10 protein-coding genes and 2 pseudogenes are annotated in these 13,793 nt (G+C 69.5%); 6 read left to right on the forward strand and 6 right to left on the reverse strand.

The window, feature by feature from the left end; genetic code table 11:
• Window positions 1–14 precede the first annotated feature (14 nt).
• The 3 genes from ribA (at window position 15) to DL544_RS18545 (ending at window position 3,259) form a co-directional block, all read left to right on the forward strand.
• Window positions 15–1,151 carry a GTP cyclohydrolase II RibA gene (gene ribA, locus DL544_RS18535; RefSeq protein WP_053496995.1) on the forward strand — a complete coding sequence of 379 codons (1,137 nt, stop codon included), beginning with the start codon at window positions 15–17 and terminating at the stop codon, window positions 1,149–1,151.
• A 72-nt stretch (window positions 1,152–1,223) separates the two neighbouring features.
• Window positions 1,224–1,724 carry a PH domain-containing protein gene (locus DL544_RS18540; RefSeq protein WP_005419594.1) on the forward strand — a complete coding sequence of 167 codons (501 nt, stop codon included), beginning with the start codon at window positions 1,224–1,226 and terminating at the stop codon, window positions 1,722–1,724.
• Window positions 1,721–3,259 (forward strand): PH domain-containing protein, encoded by a 1,539-nt coding sequence (locus tag DL544_RS18545; RefSeq protein WP_139727783.1) that lies wholly within the window; start codon window positions 1,721–1,723, stop codon window positions 3,257–3,259. The genes DL544_RS18540 and DL544_RS18545 overlap by 4 nt, the downstream gene beginning before the upstream one ends.
• A gap of 92 nt (window positions 3,260–3,351) precedes the next feature.
• On the opposite strand, the pseudogene DL544_RS18550 reads toward DL544_RS18545, so the two are convergent.
• Window positions 3,352–4,408 (reverse strand): annotated as a pseudogene (locus DL544_RS18550) (CDP-glycerol glycerophosphotransferase family protein).
• Between DL544_RS18550 and DL544_RS18555 the strand changes: the two are divergent.
• Complete coding sequence (locus DL544_RS18555) at window positions 4,407–5,213, forward strand: glycosyltransferase family 2 protein (RefSeq protein ID WP_061478126.1); 807 nt, start codon at window positions 4,407–4,409, stop codon at window positions 5,211–5,213. The pseudogene DL544_RS18550 and the gene DL544_RS18555 sit on opposite strands and share 2 nt — an antisense overlap.
• Before the next feature lie 30 nt (window positions 5,214–5,243).
• Here the strand turns inward: DL544_RS18555 and DL544_RS18560 are convergent, their stop codons facing one another.
• From DL544_RS18560 to def, 5 genes are all read right to left on the reverse strand, one after another.
• Window positions 5,244–6,443: an O-antigen ligase family protein gene (locus DL544_RS18560; RefSeq protein ID WP_479692451.1), complete on the reverse strand. Its 1,200-nt coding sequence runs from the start codon at window positions 6,441–6,443 to the stop codon at window positions 5,244–5,246.
• A gap of 208 nt (window positions 6,444–6,651) precedes the next feature.
• Complete coding sequence (locus DL544_RS18565; protein ID WP_065186324.1) at window positions 6,652–8,361, reverse strand: ArnT family glycosyltransferase; 1,710 nt, start codon at window positions 8,359–8,361, stop codon at window positions 6,652–6,654.
• A 22-nt stretch (window positions 8,362–8,383) separates the two neighbouring features.
• Complete coding sequence (gene rsmB, locus DL544_RS18570) at window positions 8,384–9,715, reverse strand: 16S rRNA (cytosine(967)-C(5))-methyltransferase RsmB (RefSeq protein ID WP_065196856.1); 1,332 nt, start codon at window positions 9,713–9,715, stop codon at window positions 8,384–8,386.
• A 3-nt stretch (window positions 9,716–9,718) separates the two neighbouring features.
• Window positions 9,719–10,642 carry a methionyl-tRNA formyltransferase gene (fmt, locus tag DL544_RS18575; protein ID WP_053496981.1) on the reverse strand — a complete coding sequence of 308 codons (924 nt, stop codon included), beginning with the start codon at window positions 10,640–10,642 and terminating at the stop codon, window positions 9,719–9,721.
• A gap of 120 nt (window positions 10,643–10,762) precedes the next feature.
• The gene (def, locus tag DL544_RS18580; RefSeq protein WP_005419619.1) at window positions 10,763–11,275 is read right to left on the reverse strand and encodes a peptide deformylase; all 513 of its coding nucleotides are present in this window, start codon (window positions 11,273–11,275) and stop codon (window positions 10,763–10,765) included.
• 126 nt (window positions 11,276–11,401) lie between these two features.
• On the opposite strand from def, the gene DL544_RS18585 reads away from it, so the two are divergent.
• Both DL544_RS18585 and dprA read left to right on the forward strand, forming a co-directional pair.
• Window positions 11,402–12,532 (forward strand): LysM peptidoglycan-binding domain-containing protein, encoded by a 1,131-nt coding sequence (locus DL544_RS18585; protein WP_072167258.1) that lies wholly within the window; start codon window positions 11,402–11,404, stop codon window positions 12,530–12,532.
• A 110-nt stretch (window positions 12,533–12,642) separates the two neighbouring features.
• Window positions 12,643–13,769 (forward strand): annotated as a pseudogene (dprA, locus tag DL544_RS18590) (DNA-processing protein DprA).
• The last annotated feature ends 24 nt before the right edge of the window (window positions 13,770–13,793 follow it).

A 13,793-nucleotide genomic window follows, 5' to 3' on the forward strand; every position in this document is an offset into this window, starting at 1 on the left:
CCATAGAGACTGCGATGTCCGCCTCCCCCGGTCCTGCCATGCCTGCTGCCTCTTCCCTGTTCGGCGATCCCGCCGCGATCCGCTGCGAACGCGCGGTGGCCGAACTGCGTGCCGGTCGCCCGGTACTGCTCCACGATGGCCAGGGCCAGCGCCTGGCGGTGATTGCACTGGACAGCGCCACTGCCAGCAGCTTTGCCACGTTCGCCGGTGCCGCGCGCGAGCGCCACTACCTGTTCCTGACCGCGACCCGCGCCCGCGTGCTCGGCGTGGAAGCACCGGAAGGCGCGCGCCTGCCGCTGGCTGGCATTGCCTTCGATACCCTGCCCTCGCTGGGTTACCTGCGCGAGCCCGGCCCGATGCCCGACGGCTGGGCAGCCGGCGACGCCTTCGATGCCGGCGCGGTCGAGCTGGCCCGCCTGGGCCTGCTGCTGCCGGCGATGGTCGCGGTGCGCCTGGACGTGGATGACCACACTTTCGACGGTGCCGCCGAGGTGGCCCTGTGCGACCTGGCCGAAGGCGCAGCACATGCGGCCCACGACTACGAACTGGTGGCGCGTTCGCCGGTACCGCTGCGCGACGTCGGCATGACCACCTTCGCGGTGTTCCGCGGCGGCGTGGCCCAGCGCGACCAGGTCGCGATCATCGTCGGCGAACCGGACCTGTCGTCGGTGGTACCGGTACGCGTGCACTCCTCGTGCCTGACCGGCGACCTGTTCGGCTCGCTCAAGTGCGACTGCGGCGACCAGCTGCGGCGCGGGCTGCGCAAGCTGAAGGAACTGGGCGGCGGCGTGCTGCTGTACCTGGACCAGGAAGGCCGCGGCACCGGCATCGCCGCCAAGATGCGCGCCTACGGCTACCAGCACGACGGCCTGGACACCATCGACGCCGATGCACAGCTGGGCTTCGGTGCCGACGAACGCCGCTACGGCAGTGCGGTGGCGATGCTGCATGGCCTGGGCATTTCGCGCGTGGCTCTGCTCAGCAACAACCCGACCAAGGCACAGCGCCTGCGCAATGCCGGCATCGAGGTGCTGGACTGCATTCCGGTCACCGGCGAGATCACCGCCGAAAACGAACACTACCTGCGCACCAAGGCCGATCGTGCTGGCCACCTGCTGGATGTCGATGCGCTGATCCAGGCTGCCCAGTAACACAGCCGACCTGCTACCGTCTGCGCGGTGCGGCCACCGCCGCCGCTCGCCCTGCCACCTGACGGAGCCCGCGTGACCGACGTCGCCCCCATCGCCCCGACCACCGAAGCCTGGCAATCGCTACCGCAACGTGCCGCCCGCCTGGCCGCACTGGAAGGCGCCTTCGGCGGACTGTTCGTGCCGGGTCTGCCACTGGCCGCAGCTGCCTGGTTCTTCGATCTGCCCGGCGGCCTGTGGACTGCCGCCCTGGGGCTGCTGATCGGCATCCTCTTCGGCGCCTGGCTCGGCCGCCGGCGACTGACCCGCACCCGCTGGCGCCTGGATGACCAGGGCCTGGGCCTGCGCCGCGACCTGATGTGGCAGCTGGAAACCCGCATTCCCATATCGCGCGTACAACACCTGGACCTGCGCCGGGGCCCGTTGGAGCGCCGCGCCGGCCTGGCCACGCTGATCGTGCACACTGCCGGTACCCGCATGAGCGCGGTCACCGTCAACGGCCTGGATGAAGCCGACGCCGAGCGCCTGCGCGACACCCTCTCGCACCAGCTCGACCAGGACGCCGACGCCCTGTGAGCCTGCCGCCGCCCCTGCCCGCATCGCTGCCTGCCGGTGGCGAGGACCATCGCCTGCACCCGTGGTCGTGGCTGTTCGTACTGCTGATGCAGCTGCGCCACTACTTCCTGCCGCTGGTCGCGCTGCTGGTGTTCGGCCAGCGTGGCGAGCGCGACCCGATGTGGGCGCAGTTGATTCCACTGTCGGCGATCGCGGCACTGGTGCTGGTCTCGGTGCTGCAGTACCTCAGCTACCGCTACCGCATCGGCAGCGATGCCATCACCGTGCGCAGCGGGCTGCTGGCGCGCAACCGCCGCGAGATCCCGTTCGCCCGCATCCACAACGTGGAAGTGCGGCAGAACCCGCTGCACCGGCTGTTCGGTGTGGCCGAGCTGCGCCTGGAATCAGCCGGCGGCGTGCGGCCGGAAGCCGAGATGCGGGTACTGAGGCTGGACCAGGCGCTGGCGCTGGAACGGCTGGTGCGCCAGCGTGGGCAGGCACCGCAGCCCGCCGACGTCGTCGCCACGCCCTCGATCACCGGGACCGACACCGAACAGGTGCTGCTGCGCCTGTCGAGCTGGGACGTGGTGCGCATGGGCCTGCTCTCCAACCGCGGATGGGCACTGGCGATCGCCGCCTTCGGCGTGCTGTTCCAGACCGTGCCGCGGCCGGTGATGGACGCGGCCATCCAGCGTGGTGGCAGGGAGGCCTTCGGCTACGCAAGCCACCTGCATCCCGGCGTGGCCGGCGCCTTCCTGCTGCTGGCCGCAGCCCTGCTGCTGGGCTGGCTGGCGCTGCGGGCGTTGTCGGTGGTGCTGACCCTGCTGCGCTATCACGGCTTCACTCTCAGCGAGCAGGATCGCCGGCTGACCGTCTCGGCTGGCCTGGTCAGCCGAACCCGCAGCAGTGTCGCGCGTCGCCGCATCCAGGCCTGGACGCTGCACGAAACCACCCTGCATCGCTGGTTCGGCCTGCGCCAGCTGCGCATCGACAGCGCCGCCGGCGGCCCTTCGCGGGACCAGGACCGCGCCCTGCGCGAGCTGGCACCGCTGGCCGCGGCAATGCGCTGCGAGCAGTTGGTGCAGCACCTGCTGCCACAACTGCAGTGGCCACCGGCGCAGTGGCAGTCCATTCCGCAGCGTGGCTGGTGGCGGCTGTGCCTGGGCGCGCTGCTGCTGGTTCCCCTGCTGGCCGCCGCCGCGTACTGGCGCTGGGGATCATGGGGCCTGATCGTGCTGGCCTGGCTGCCGCTGGCGCTGCTGGTGGCCCACCGGCAGATGGCGCGCATGGGCTGGTATCTGGATGACCACTACGTCGCCGTGCGCGGCGGCTGGTGGAAGCGCTGGTGGCGCTGGGCCGAGCTGGACAAGGTGCAGGGCCTGCGCCTGCTGCGCTCGCCACTGGACAAGCTGCTGGGCACCAGCAGCCTGCAGCTGGATACCGCCGGCGCGCATGGCGATGTGGCATTGATCCTGCACTACCTGCCGCAGGCGCAGGCGCAACAGGTGATGGATCAACTGGCGGCCGCGCTGGCGCGGCGCAAGCTGCGCTGGTAGGGAGTGCCGGCCGCTGGCCGGCACTACCGCGGCCTGGGGTCGCGCATCCACGCATGGCGTGGATCTACTGTAGAGCCGAGCCCACGCTCGGCTTACCGCTGCGACGGCCCCAATACCCAGGTCCTTGCGGATCTGCAGGTCGCGCACCCAGCTCCCGAACGGCTTGCGCCGCAGCACGCCCATCTCGCCGGACAGGAAATCCTCGGTAGCCGCAATCACGCGCTCGCTGGACAGGCCATCGCGGTACGGATGGATGGCATCGGCGTAGCGCACGATCTCCGCCTGCAGCGCGGCGTCGGGATGCAGCGCGCGCTGCAGCATCGCCGGCAGCTGCACCGGGTCGTCGAAGTCGATCATGTGCGGCTTGGGCACCCGGTTGCGGAAGGTCACCACCGGCTTGTGCTGGACGATGAACTCCGAAACGATCGAGGACGTATCGGACACCAGCACATCGGCGGCGCGCTGTGCAGCCATCACCTGCTCCGGCTCGACGAAGCGCGCATTGGCACCGGCCAGCGCGCGGTAGCGTTCGAACAATTCCGGTGGGCACTTCGGGTGCAGGGTCAGCAGCCAGTAGCGCTTGCCCTCGGCGATGTCGGCAGCAATCTGCGCATGCAGGTGCGGGGCTGCGCTCAGGCGTTCGGTGAAGGTCGAACCGAACAGGATCACCGGGCGTCCTCCAGCGGCGGCGCGCAGCGCGGCGCTCTCGCCACCATCGTCGCGGAACAGCGGATCCAGCTTCGGCCAGCCGGTCTCGGCCACCGCGAAGTGGCCCTGCAGGGCCGCGATCTCGCGGAACGGCCCGGTGGTGGCCGGCCCCTGCGTGCAGTACAGGTCGAACATGCCGCGCACCCGGAAGTGGCCGCGCGCACTGTCCCGCTTCTCCACGTTGAAGCCATGGAACAGCTGCACCTTGGCTCCCGAAAGGAAGGTCGGCACCCAGTTGGCGGCGCTGAACACCGCCCGCGGCCGCATTGCCAGCGCCTGCTTGAGGCCGATGTTGGGCACTCCCGGCAGCTGGCTGCCGACCGCGCCGCCCTCGAACCAGGCTGCCACCTCCTGCCCGGAGGCGTGCAAGGCCTGCGCCAACGGGGCGAGAATAGGCAGCGCATAGCGCTCCGTCGCAAACAACAGGTACCCGGCCATCATGTCCTCCACGACCGCTCCCATCGAACGGCCTCGCATCTCGGCCTGCATTATCGCGTTCAACGAGGCCGGCCGCATCGGCGACTGCCTGGCCTCGCTGGCCTTCTGCGATGAGATCGTCGTCGTGGACTCCTACTCCACCGATGCCACCGTGGCCATCGCCGAGGCCGCAGGCGCCCGCGTGCTGCAGCGCCCGTTCGACGGCTTCCGCAGCCAGAAGGCGTACTGCGTCGAGCAGGCCGGCCACGACTGGGTGCTGTGCCTGGACGCCGATGAGCGGATCAGCCCGGAACTGCGTGAGGCCATCGAACAGGCCCGCGACGGTGGCTTCGCTGGCCATGCCGGCTATCGCTTCGCACGCCTGTCGGAGTACTTCGGCAAGTTCCTGCGCCATGGCAATGCCTACCCGGACCGGGTGATGCGCCTGTTCGACCGCCGCCGTGGCGGCTGGCGCGGCAAGCGCGAGATCCACGAGGCCGCCAGCGTCGATGGCAGTGTCGGTACCCTGCGCGGCGACCTGGTCCACTACCCCTACCGCTCCTTGCAGCAGCAGCTGGCCAAGACCGAGAAGTACGCGCGGATGATGGCCGAGCACGAGTTCGCGCGCGGCAAGCGGGCCACGCTGGGCAAGCTGGTGCTGGCACCGGCCTGGCGGTTCTGGCGCGGCTTCGTGTTCCGTGGCGGCTTCCGCGACGGCTGGCATGGCCTGGTCTACGCTTATGTGCGCGCCAACTACGTGCGCCAGAAGACCATCATGCTGTGGATGCTGGGCAACGGCCAGGCCGTGGCCGACCCGCCGAACCCCTGATCGCCGGGCCCTGCCCGGCGCGCCGATGCGTCACGCCCCGGTGACTGCCCGGTGGCGCGCGCCTTCGACGATCGACAGGCCGGTCAGCAGGCCGACCAGGGTCACATAGAAACTGGCCGTCATCTGGTGCGCGAACATCGACTGGGTCAGGCCGCACAGCGCATAGGTGATCACCAGCATGATGCCGGCTGCGGCCGGCCCCCGGAAGGTCGTCCGTCCGCTGCGGCGATGAAGCCGCACGAACAACCCTAGCGGGATGCCATACACCGCCAGCAACAGCAGCAGGCCCGGTACGCCCTGGGTCGCTGCCCATTCGGCAACATCGTTGTGTGCATGCCCCAGGTGGCAACGCAACTCTTCCGGATTCTCACGGCAGACCGGCACGCGCAGCATCGCGCTGTCGAAATGACCGATGCCCACCCCCACCAGCGGATGGTCGAGGAAGGTCTCCCAGGCCACCTGCAGGCGTTCCACGCGGGCACCGGCGGAAGAATCACTGTCGCCCTGCTCCATCCGCTGCACGTCGCTGTGCAGCTCGCTCAGGCGCACCTGGTGACGCAGCTCCGGCACCGACAGCAACAGGGTCGCGCCGATCGCCAGCATGCCGGCCAGCACCGACAGGCGCGCCGCACCGGTGCGCCAGCGCAGGCTCAGTGCCAGCACCACCAGAAGCGCCAGCAGGGCGGCGAACACGCCGCGGCTGCCGGTCAGCACGATGGTGCCGCAGCCGGCGGCCGTGCCGAGGATCACCAGCGACCAGCGCCGCGACGGGCGACAGAACACCAGCAGCACCATCAACACCATCACGATGTCGGCCAGCACGATGGCGTTGGTGAACAACTCTGCGCGCGGGGCGCCACCCAGCACCTGCCACAGCGACATCGCGAAGGTGGCGAGCAGGCCGGTCAATGATCCGTACCAGAGCCACCGCAGGTTGGGACGCAGCGCGCAGACCCAGAGCGCGATCCACGGGATCACCACGAATCGCGAGCGGTTGTCGACGTCACGCAGGCCCTGCTCGAACAACACCACCGACAGTACGCCGAGCGCCAGCACCGCCAGCATCAGCCAGGCCAGCACTTTCACCGGCTGACCGGCCATGCCGCGCGCGCGCCACAGCAGCTCCGGCGCCAGCAGCGTGCTGAGCAGCAGCAGCAGGCCATACGGCAGCAGGTTGATCGGCACGGTCAGCACCAGTGCCGGCAGGCAGAACAGGCCCAGCTGGGCCAGCGCATGCGCGGCCCCATGGCGCCCACCGGCGGAACGCCCAGCGGGTCGTCGGCCATGGGGTTCAGGTTGTCCGGTGAAGCTGGCACGTCGGGAAGTATCGCTGCAATCTGCGGGAAGAACGGGAAGGACCAACGGAGGCCGTCCCAGCCTGCTGTTTTACTGCCTTTGGGCCCGCTTGGGCAGACTGGACAAGCCGGAATCGTGGTGGCTAGTCATGTTCCTGCAAACGCCGTTCACGTTCGCGCTCCTCTGCAGTGACCACGCAGGGCACCTTCACCGCTGCTGCCGGCACCAGCCACCAGCGCCGCCGGTTGGCCACGCCGGCCAGTTCAGAACGGTTGCGGTCGACGCACGACAGCATCGCGTATTCGTGCACCAGCAACCAGCGGCGTCCGGGCGCCAGCCGCTGCCAGCGCGTGGCCGCAATCAGCTGTTCGTCCCAGTCCGTCTCGAAACCGAAGGTCGCTGCGGGGCGGTCGGCCAACAGCAGATGCTGCTCCTTCCAGGCCACCAGCCCCAATTCGGCATCCGGTCCCAGACGGTCACCAACCGTGCGCATCAGGCCGCGGGCGGAACTGGAATCGTTCAGCAGCGGATAGCCGACCAGGCTGTACAGCACCCAGACCATCGCCAGGGTCGATACCAGCGCCAGATGCCGGCGACGGCCGCAGGCCAGCAGGCTCACTCCGCCCCACACGCCCATCGCCAGGATCGTCCAGGCCAGTGCGTCGACGGCGCCGGGCGCCAGCCCGCGGCTGTGGGTCAGGCGCAGCTCGAAGGCCGGCTCGCCCAGCACCGCCATCGCACCGGCCAGGGCCAGGCCCAGTGACAGCAGGCCGGTGAACACCCCCACCACGGCCTGCACATCGCGCCGCCTCAGCAATCCAGGCAACAGCGGCGCCAGCACCAGGCAGAACATCGGCAGTGCCGGCAGGATGTACACATCGCGCTTGCCGGCGGGAATCGAGAAGAACAGCACCACCATCAGCCACCAGGCCAGCGGCAGCAGGTAGCGCGGGTCGCGGCGGCGCAACCGGCGGCGCCACGCCGGAATCGCCCAGGGCAGGGCCAGGAACGCCGGGATCCACATCAGCGGCATCGTCGCCAGGAAGTACCAGGCGGGCTGGTGATGGTCCCAGGAATGGGCGTAGCGCCGCGCCGTCTGCTGGAACAGGATGTCGTCCATGTAGGCCAGGTACTCGTCCGAGCCGGTGGCAAAGCCGGCCAGCAGCATCGGCGCCAGCCACAACGACACCGCCAGCAGGAAGGCCAGCGGCGCCAGCCAGAAACGCGCGTCGCGCGCATGCAGTCCCACCCGTGGCCACTGCAACGCCGCGGCGATGGCCGCAGGCACGAGCATCAGCAGCGCCAGCATCCCCACGCCCTTGGTGATCACGCCGATGCCAGCAAAGAACCAGCCCAGCCACCACCAGCGCCAGCTTGGTCCCAGCAAAAGGTGGCGCAGCAGGCCGTAGTTGGCCAGGGTGATGAACAGCAGCAGCAGTGGGTCGATCTGCGCCTTCTTCGCCTGGAAGGTGAACTGCAGCGCGAACAGCAGCGCCCAGCCGGCGTACAGCCCCACCCGCCGCGTCCACAGGCGTCGCCCCAGGTCGACCACGCACCACAGCGTGCCCAGGGCCGCCAGCAGCGACGGCAGCAGGAAGGCCACGCGCCACTGCCCGACCAGGCCGTACAGCGTGGCCTGCCACCACATCAGCATCGGCGGCTTGTCCGAGTACAGCTCGGTGCCGCGATGCGGGAACAGCCACTGCCCGCTGTCGAACATCTGCTTGGCCACCAGCGCGAAGCGCGGTTCGTCCGACGGCCACGGATCACGAAGGCCCAGCCCGGCCCCCAGCACCAGCAGGGCCATCACCACGAACAACCACGTCTCGCGCGACGCGCGGGATTTCAGCATGGGACTCGGAACGTCAGCGGGGTCAGGCTGTTTTTAGCAGACGCGCGTAAAAGAAACCGTCAGCATCGTTGTCACCCGGCAGGCGCTGGCGCGCAATCCCCTCGCAATCGAGGCCGAATGTGTCATCCAGAGGCTGTGCCGCTGCGTCCGGATGCCACTTCAGGAAGGCTCGCACCTGATCGACGTTCTCGGCGCGCAGGATCGAACAGGTGGCGTACAGCAGCACGCCTCCCGGGCGCAGCATCGACCAGCAGGCCTCCAGCAGGCGGGCCTGCACGCCGACCAGCGCATCGATGTCCTCGGCGCGGCGGTGGAACATCACGTCCGGCTGGCGGCGGATCACGCCGGTGGCCGAGCACGGGGCATCCAGCAGGATGGCGTCGAACGGCGTGCCATCCCACCAGGCCCCGGGATCGCTGGCATCGGCCACCCGGGTCTGCGCGCCCTCACCCACACCGGTGCGGGTGTAGGTATCGCGGGCGCGCGCGAGTCGACGCGCATCGATATCGAGCGCCAGCAGGCGCAGACTGGGGTCACGTTCCAGCAGGTGCGCCGACTTGCCACCGGGTGCCGCACAGGCGTCCAGCACGCGGGCGCCGGTCGCGGGCGCCAGCGCGTCGGCTGCGCATTGCGCCGACAGGTCCTGTACCGACAGTGCACCGTCGGCAAAACCCGGCAGCTGGTTCACCGCAACGGGGGCCGCCAGGCGCAGTGCATCGGCGCAGAGCGCGCTGGGTTCGGCGGCAATGCCCGCCTCGGCCAGTGCCGCCAGTGCCTTGTCACGGCCGCCGTGCTGGCGGTTGGCACGCAGCCACAACGGTGCCGGTTGCAGGCTGGCGCTGAAGATCGCGTCGGCCTGTGCCGGCCAATCGCGTTCCACCGCATCGGCCAGCCATTCCGGGAAGGCATCGCGCGCCGGCTGCTCCGGGAAACCTTCGCGCTGCGCGCGGCGCAGGATCGCATTGACCAGGCCGGCCTGGCGCTCACGGCCCAGCGCACGCGCGGCATCGACCGTGGCCGACAGCGCCGCATGCGCCGGCAGTTCCAGAACGTCCAGCTGGGCGAAGCCCACCATCAACAGGGTGCGCAGATCGGCGTCGCGCGCCGACAGCGGCTTCTGCATCCACGACTGCAAGGCAGCGTCATAGGTACTGCGGCGACGCAGCACCGCAAAGCACAGCGCTTCCAGCAAGGCACGATCGCGGCTGTCGGCCAGCTTCGGCAGCGCCCAGGCCAGTTCGGCCTTCAATGAACGGCCACGGGTGAACACCTGTGCCAGCACACGTGCGGCCAGCATGCGGGTGGCCGCGCCCGGCGCCGCCTTGGCAACGGAGAAATCGTTCTGCTTCGACACCGCTTATGCTCCCACGCGCAGATCACGGCGGGCGTTGAGGTAGTCGGCGGCGGTGATCGCCTTGCCGCCTTCGCGCTGCAGCGTACGCAAGCGCAGTGCGCCCTGGCCGCAGGCGATGTCGATGCCATCGCGGCTGGCCGCCAGCACCGTGCCCGGCGCTTGGCCGTGGGCCTCCTCCAGCGCCACCGCGCCATGGATGCGCACGCGTTCGCCAGCCAGCGTCGCTTCGGCGATCGGCCACGGATTGAAGGCACGCACGGTACGCGCCAGCACATCGGCGCCCTGCGCCCAGTCCAGACGGGCTTCGGCCTTGTCCAGCTTGTGCGCATAGGTCACGCCCTGCTCCGGCTGCGGCCGCGCGATCGGCTTGATGCCGGCCCGCAGCAGGCCCAGGCCGTCGGACAGGACCTGTGCACCCAGCTCGGCCAGCTTGTCATGCAGCTGGCCACCGGTATCGGTGGCAGCGATCGGCAGTTCCTGGTGCAGCAGCACCGGGCCGGTATCCAGGCCCGCTTCCATCTGCATCAGGCACACACCGGTCTTTGCGTCACCGGCCTGGATCGCGCGCTGGATCGGCGCCGCCCCGCGCCAGCGTGGCAGCAGCGAGGCATGCACGTTCCAGCAGCCGTGGGTCGGGATCGCCAGTACCGCCTTGGGCAGGATCAGGCCGTAGGCCACCACCACCATCAGGTCCGGCTGCAGGTCGCGCAGCTGCTGCTGTGCAGCCTCGTCCTTCAGTGATTCAGGCTGGTAGACCGGAATGCCACGGGCCACGGCCTCGAGCTTGACCGGCGACGGTGCCAGGCCACGGCCACGGCCGGCCGGCCGGTCAGGCTGGGTATAGACGGCCACGACCTCGTGGTGGCGCGCCGCGGCGCGCAGCGACGACACCGCGAATTCCGGCGTACCGGCAAAGACAATCCTCATGGCTACCCCACTTGCAGGATGGAATCGTGCAGGAAACAAAACGGCGCCGTCGGCCGGCGCCGTGCAGCCCGCGCGCGTCGCGCAGGCACGGGCCACCCGAAGGGCGGCCCGGATGGGCGATCACGCCACGTGCTTGCGCTGCTTGGCCAGCTTCTTGCGGACCATCTCGCGCTTGAGCGGCGACAGGTAGTCGATGAACAGCTTGCCGTCCAGGTGGTCCATCTCGTGCTGGATGCAGGTGGCCAGTACTTCACCCGCCTCCAGCTGCTGTTCCTGGCCGTTGCGGTCCAGGTACTTCACGGTGATGGTGTCGGCGCGGGTGACGTCGGCGAAGATGCCCGGGACCGACAGGCAGCCCTCCTGGTACACCCGGCCCCCGTCCCTGGCGACGATTTCCGGGTTGATGAACACATGCGGTTCATTCTTTTCTTCACTGACATCGATGACCATGAAGCGCTTGTGCACGTCCACCTGGGTGGCCGCCAGGCCGATGCCCGGGGCGTCGTACATGGTCTGGAACATGTTGTCGATCAGTTCCTGGAAGGCCGGCGTGGTGACTTCGGCGGCGTCGATCAACGCAGCCTTGGTACGCAGGCGCGGATCGGGGAACTCGAGAATGGGGAGAAGGGCCATGGCTGTTTCCGGATAGGGGGCCGGCACGCCGGCATACGTCGCAGATTCTAGCTCCAACGCTTGCCTTGCGCCCCGGTTTCTGGACTATAGTGCGTGGACCTGTTGGGGAATCAGGGCTTCACACCTATGTTGCTTCGTTTTCGTACGGTCGTCGCCGCGGCGATGCTGACCGTGGCTGCCTATGCTACCGCCGTGGAAGTGAATGGCGGGCACCCGGACACCTATGTGGTCCGAAAAGGGGATACGTTGTGGGATATCGCCGCACGTTTCCTGCAGAAGCCTTGGCTGTGGCCGGAGATCTGGCAAGCCAATCCGCAGATCGCCAACCCGCACCTGATCTATCCAGGTGACGTGCTGAGCCTTGCCTACCTGGACCGGGTGACCGTGTCCCAGGCCGGCCCGCGCCAGGAGGCCCCGATCGACGCCATTCCGCTGGCCCAGGTCGAGCCGTTCCTGAAGCAGCTGAGCGTTGTCGACAGCATCAAGCAGCTGCCCTACGTGGTCGGCCTGGAGGACAGCCGCCTGCGCGTGTCCGGCGGTGACACCGTCTACGTGCGCCTGGCCGATGCCCAGGTGGGCCAGCGCTGGGCCGTGGTACGCCCGACCGTACGGTACGCCCAGCCCAAGCCGACCGAAGACCTGACCGCCAATGGCGACGTGACCCCGGGCAGCGGCAACCTGTGGAAGGCCTACAACGCGCCCAACGCCCGCCGTGGCGTGCTCGGCTACGAGCTGGCCCAGGTCGCTACCGGCACCATCACCCAGATTGCCGGCGGCAAGGTCGAGGCCTCCACGCTGGTGCTGGACAAGAACGACGGCGGCCGCGAAGTGCGCGCCGGTGACCGCCTGGTGCCGGTCGAAGCCAAGCCGTACGACCTGCAGTTCATCCCTCATGTACCCGCTGCCGGTGTCGAGGGTGTGGACGTGCGCGTGCTGGCCGTCACCGACATGTTCAATGCCGGTGGCCCGCGCGACGTGATCGCGATCTCGGCCGGCCGTGCCCAGGGCGTGGACAACGGTACCGTGTTCTCGCTGTGGCGCCCGGGCCGCCATGTGGCGCACCGCATGAAGTACCCGGGCTCCTCGCGCATGGACGACTCGCTCAGCACCGGCGCGGGCCGGGTCTCGCTGCCGGACGAGTATGCCGCGCACGCGATGGTGTTCCGTACCTTCGACAACGTCAGCTACGCGCTGGTGATGCAGGGCGTGAAGCCGGTGCAGGTGGGTTACAACGCGCTGCACCCGGACGCAAAGTAACCGTTGCCGGGCGTGCCGGCCGCTGCCCGGCAGGCGTCTGCGGGAAAACCTGACGATCACATGCGAAGGCGCCCTAGGGCGCCTTTGTTGCGTGCGGCCGATAGTGGGGGATGACCACGCATGCATATGAGGCGCTGCTGCGCCTGTTGATGGCGGGAGGCGCACTGGCGCCACGACGGGCCCTGCTGCAGGCCGCAGGCGGTGCGCAAGCCGCCATCGCGCAAGGCCCGGCGAACTGGCGCGCGCACGGCTGCACGCCGGAGCAATGCGCCGCGCTGGAACGTCCCGACGCCCGGGCGTGTGCATCCGCCCTGCGCTGGCTGGAACAGGACAACCATCACCTGCTGCCCTGCACCGATCCGGCCTTTCCACCCTCGTTGCTGGAGGTGCCCAACCCGCCGCTGGCGCTGTTCGTCGCCGGAGACCCCAGCCTGGCCTGGCGCCCGTCGGTGGCGCTGGTCGGCAGCCGTTCCCCACCCCGGGCGGGCGCGCACTGGCCGCGCGTTTTGCCGGCTGTTTCGTCGAGGCGGGCCTGGCGGTGACCAGCGGCCTGGCCGCAGGCATCGATGCCGCTGCGCACCAGGCCACGCTGGAGGCCGGTGGCTGCACCGTGGCGGTGATCGGCACGGGCCCTGACCGCGCCTATCCGGACAGCCACGCCCGGCTGCAGGCGCGCATCGCCGCCGAGGGCGTGGTGCTCAGTGAGTACCTGCCGGGTACGGCGGCCCGCCCAGGCCACTTCCCCGCGCGCAACCGGCTGGTAGCCGGGCTGGCGCTGGCCACCGTGGTGGTCGAGGCCGCGCAGCGTTCGGGCGCGCTGATCACCGCGCGCCTGGCCGCCGAGGCAGGCCGCGAGGTCTGTGCCCTGCCCGGATCGGTGCTCAACCCGCGCGCGGCGGGCTGCCACCGCCTGATCCGCGAGGGCGCGGCGCTGGTCGAGCGCCCCGAGGAGGTTCTGGAACTGCTCGCCCCTGCCCTTCGCCTGCAGCTGCCGGGCTTGCAATCGCGGCTGTCCACCCCCACTGAACAGGCACTGCCGGCCCTCCTGCCGGCGCGCTGGGCCGACGACCCTGACTACCAGTGCTTGTGGCGAGCCCTGGACCACAACCCAAGCGGTATGGATTCACTGATCACGCGCTGTGGATTGACGGCGCCCCAGGTGTCCTCCATGCTGCTGGCCATGGAACTGGCGGGAATCGTGGTGTGCGTACACGGCCGCTACTGTCGAACTCCCTAGTTTCTTCACCTCCACAGCGTCGCG

The organism is Stenotrophomonas sp. pho (genome assembly GCF_006228405.1).
Classification (GTDB): domain Bacteria; phylum Pseudomonadota; class Gammaproteobacteria; order Xanthomonadales; family Xanthomonadaceae; genus Stenotrophomonas; species Stenotrophomonas sepilia.